Here is a 3,675-nt window from a genome sequence, read left to right as displayed (position 1 = left end):
CGGTGAAACCGGCGTCAGTGCCGGCGACGGTCGCTGTTTCGGTGAGAGCAGGCGCGGACTTCATCTGCGAGGTCGACGTGCAGCCGCTGATGCCGGCGGCGGCCAGGATCACGCCGATCACGATAAGGTTGAGTTTTGCTGGCAAGCCGCGCTCGGGTCCGGTTTGTCGGGTTGTTAAGAAATTCCTTACACCAGCGATTCAGGCCGGGCAATCGGGGCGATCAGGTGGTTTTCGGGTGGCGAGACGCAGGCGGTGATGCCATATTGTTCCGCATATGTACTGGGACCAATCCCGGATTTCGCCACTTTGCGGGAAGGAACGCATCATGGTCACGACAGCTTCGATCACGGCCGGCCACGCAGTGTTAGAAACAGTGATCGGTTTCATGGGCATTGCGTGGAGCGAAAAGGGCCTGATCCGGCTCTGCCTGCCCGAACGCAGCCGCGAAGCGGTGGAGCGGCGCCTGCTGCGCCATGGCGGCGTTTCCAGTGCCACGGCGCAGCCGCCATGGGTGGTCGAGCTGATCGCGGCGATCAAGGCCTATGCGGCGGGCGAGGACATCGATTTCTCCGCCGTGCCGGTCGATCTCGACGGCGTCGACGATTTCCGCCTCGCCATTTACGACGCGGCGCGAAAACTCTCCTTCGGCGAAACCACCACCTATGGCGAGCTGGCCAAAACCGCCGGCCATGCCGGGCTCGCCCGCGAAACCGGGGCCGCCCTTGGCTCAAATCCGGTGCCGCTGGTCATCCCTTGCCATCGCATTCTTGCCGCCGGCGGCAAGATCGGCGGCTTCTCGGCGCCCGGCGGATCGATCACCAAGGAGAAGATGCTGGCCATGGAAGGCGTGCGCGTCGGCCCCCCGCCACCAGCGCAGGTGTCGTTCGGGTTCTGATGTAGGCAGGTGCCTAATTGTTGTAGGCAGGTGCCTAGTTGTTGTGGAAGAACCGCCGGCGGAAATGCCGGTCATTGTCCGGCCGCTTGCAGTTGTAGACCGGGCAGGACTTTGTGTCGGCGCTCGGCACGTAGGCCCGTGTCCTCACCTCGCCCATGCTGCAGAATCGCTGGCTCTGCACATAGCGGTCGTAGAGCGGCAGTCTAGGCACCCGCTTCGACTGGTAGCGCAGGATGACGGCCCCTTGCCGGGCGATCGTCCCCTGAACCTTGCCGCAACCCATACGCGTCGGGTCGTAGCGCGAGATCGCCTGCGCCTGGGCGGCGACAAGCGTGAGGCAGGCGGCAAGCAGAATGATTTTCATGGTCCTCTCCCCCAAGATCCCCTCCCAAGCGGGTGTGGATCGAGCGCCCACAGGCTCCGATCATCGCGACGCTCTCACGCGATTGGGGCGGCCATTGGGCGGCGCCCTCATCACGGCTTTCTCACGCAGTCTTGTTTTTCGTGCGAAAGCAGCCTATATGCCTTCCATTGATATTTCGGCCGATCGATCCGGGCCTCGCGATAATCGCGTTTGCTGACGTCTATCTCCAAAATCTCGATGCACACCGGCTGGACCTCGGTCTGGTCAATCTAAAGCAAATGTGAAGGACTATCTAAATGGCAACTGGAACGGTCAAGTGGTTCAACGCCACCAAGGGCTTCGGCTTCATTCAGCCTGACGCGGGCGGCGCGGACGTTTTCGTCCACATCTCCGCTGTCGAGCGTGCTGGACTGTCGACCCTGGTCGAAGGCCAGAAGATCAACTTCGAGATCGAGCAGGACCGCCGCACTGGCAAGTCGTCCGCTGGATCTCTGAGCAAGGCAGCCTGATTTTGCGATAGCGCGCGCCGGGCGAGAGCTCGGGGCGCGCGGCAAGTCACGGATGTACTGACAGTCGCGCGAGAAGCGCGCTGGAGCGGAAAGACCCGACAAGCTGGATCAGCAGATAGCTGCCAGCCCGGACCGGACGTTCCCGATCAGGCTACCAAGCATGGAAGGCGGGATTTAATCCCGCCTTTTTGCTGTCTGGGGTTAGGTGCTGCAACGGGCGCTACAGTCCCACCGGTGGTACTTTTAGCCTAGTAGTGGTATCATTCGGCCATGACCAAGCTTGAGCAAATTGAAAAATCCGTTGCGGAACTGAGCCCTGAAGAACTGAAGGCGTTTGCTGCCTGGTTCGAAGCGCTTCGGGAGGATATGTGGGATCGGCAGATCGAGGCCGATGCGAAAGCCGGCCGATTGGATAAGCTTGCCGAACAGGCACTGACGGACCATCGCGCTGGTCGGACGCGGCCTCTGTGAATCACGTCGCCTCCCCATCGTTCTGGGAGGCTTACGAAAAACTGCCATCGGCGATCAGAGCAAAAGCGGACAGGCGTTTTGAAAGACTCCGCTCCCACCCTTTTGATCCCTCGCTGCATTTCAAACAGGTCGGACGCTACTGGTCTGCGCGAGTTGACGACAATTACCGGGCTGTTGCCACCCGCACCAACGATGATGTGATCTGGTTCTGGATCGGCACCCATGCGGACTATGATCATCTCTTGAAGTAGCTACCCATCCGCCCACCTGGCGCGGGACAAACTACCCCATCCACTCGATCGGCACATGCCCCGGATCCGCTTCCACTCGGCCAAGCCAGGCCGCCACCGCCGGATAGGCGTCGAGATGGAAGCCGCCCTGCTCCGCCGTATGCGTATAGGCATAGAGCGCGATGTCGGCGACGCTGAGCGTGCTGCCGGAAAAGAAAGCATTGTTTTCCAGATGCCTGTTCATCACGCCGAGCGCCTTGTTGCCGCGCTCCAGCGTCACCGCCAGCCGCTCCGGGGTCGCATCCCCAGCACGTTCGGGGAAGGTCAGCAGCGCCTTGCGCACGGCAATGTAAGGCTCGTGGCTGTATTGCTCGAAGAACAGCCATTGATAGGCAAGCCCACGCTCATACCTGTCCGCCGGCAGGAAGCGTGTGCCTTCGGCGAGATAGAGCAGGATGGCGTTGGATTCGGCCAGCCGCCGGCCATCGTCGAACTCGAGCAGCGGCACCATAGCATTCGGATTCTTGGCGACAAAGTCGGCTTTGCGCGTATCGCCGGTGTGCGAACTCACTTCGACATTGGTAAAGCCAAGGCCAAGCTTGGCCATCAGCAGGCGCGGCTTGTAACAATTGCCGCTGTCGATCATGCCGTAAAGTATCATGGCTGTTCCCCGGAGCACTGTCTCCGCGCGATTATCGCAGCGGCGGCGGTCTCAACCAATGATTTGTTTTGGTACGACGATCAGCGCCGCTGATATGTGAATCGCCGAAAATCTGAGGCCGTTGAAGGGCATGTTGAGATTCAGGTCAGGCCGAGCCGAAAACGGTGGGTTCCGAGAACCGGAGCGGAGCGTACTTAAGTACGTGAGCTCAGTTCTACTGCGTGGCAGTAGAACTAGGGAAGCGCAGGAAGCCGCCGTTTGCAGGCCGGCATCACCTGAATATCGACATGCCCTAGCCAAAGAGGGGCACGACCTTGCTGTCCCGGCCCAGCAGCGCATCGATGACCAGCGGTTTCTCCTCGAATACCGTGCCGGCCAAGGCCGGACGGGCAAGGAGAAAACCCTGCAGCAGGTCGACGCCGCCTTCGAGCGCGACGCGCAGATGGGTGGGCTGCTCGATGCCTTCGACCAGCACCTTGGCGCCGCGGTCATGCAGGCTGGAAACCAGCGGGCGGAAGAACCGTTCGGCGGCAGCGTGGCGGCA

The 3,675-nt window shown here is 61.3% G+C and carries 7 protein-coding genes; 4 read left to right on the top strand and 3 right to left on the bottom strand.

Annotated elements, in window-relative coordinates:
* The first annotated feature begins 326 nt into the window (after positions 1 to 326).
* On the top strand, positions 327 to 896 hold the full coding sequence (locus EN939_RS25050) for a methylated-DNA--[protein]-cysteine S-methyltransferase (RefSeq protein WP_127270432.1): 570 nt from the start codon (positions 327 to 329) through the stop codon (positions 894 to 896).
* A gap of 34 nt (positions 897 to 930) precedes the next feature.
* Here the strand turns inward: EN939_RS25050 and EN939_RS25045 are convergent, their stop codons facing one another.
* Entirely contained in the window at positions 931 to 1,260 is a 330-nt protein-coding gene (locus EN939_RS25045) for a hypothetical protein (protein ID WP_127270431.1), read from the bottom strand.
* Between the two features lie 296 nt (positions 1,261 to 1,556).
* Between EN939_RS25045 and EN939_RS25040 the strand changes: the two genes are divergently transcribed.
* The 3 genes from EN939_RS25040 to EN939_RS25030 all read left to right on the top strand — a co-directional run bounded on the left by EN939_RS25040 (position 1,557) and on the right by EN939_RS25030 (position 2,491).
* Entirely contained in the window at positions 1,557 to 1,769 is a 213-nt protein-coding gene (locus EN939_RS25040; protein WP_010910991.1) for a cold-shock protein, read from the top strand.
* A gap of 270 nt (positions 1,770 to 2,039) precedes the next feature.
* Positions 2,040 to 2,240 (top strand): hypothetical protein, encoded by a 201-nt coding sequence (locus EN939_RS25035; protein ID WP_027039317.1) that lies wholly within the window; start codon positions 2,040 to 2,042, stop codon positions 2,238 to 2,240.
* Entirely contained in the window at positions 2,237 to 2,491 is a 255-nt protein-coding gene (locus tag EN939_RS25030; protein WP_127270430.1) for a ParE family toxin-like protein, read from the top strand. The genes EN939_RS25035 and EN939_RS25030 overlap by 4 nt, the downstream gene beginning before the upstream one ends.
* Positions 2,492 to 2,522: 31 nt before the next feature.
* On the opposite strand, the gene EN939_RS25025 is transcribed toward EN939_RS25030, so the two are convergent.
* Entirely contained in the window at positions 2,523 to 3,131 is a 609-nt protein-coding gene (locus tag EN939_RS25025; protein WP_127270429.1) for a glutathione S-transferase family protein, read from the bottom strand.
* Positions 3,132 to 3,423: 292 nt separating this feature from the next.
* The coding region (locus EN939_RS25020; protein ID WP_127270493.1) for an EAL domain-containing protein at positions 3,424 to 3,675 on the bottom strand (252 nt) is incomplete at its 5' end.

It is taken from the genome of Mesorhizobium sp. M7A.F.Ca.CA.002.05.1.1 (assembly GCF_003998335.1).
Classification (GTDB): domain Bacteria; phylum Pseudomonadota; class Alphaproteobacteria; order Rhizobiales; family Rhizobiaceae; genus Mesorhizobium.
This window is presented reverse-complemented; position numbering and strand designations above follow the sequence as displayed.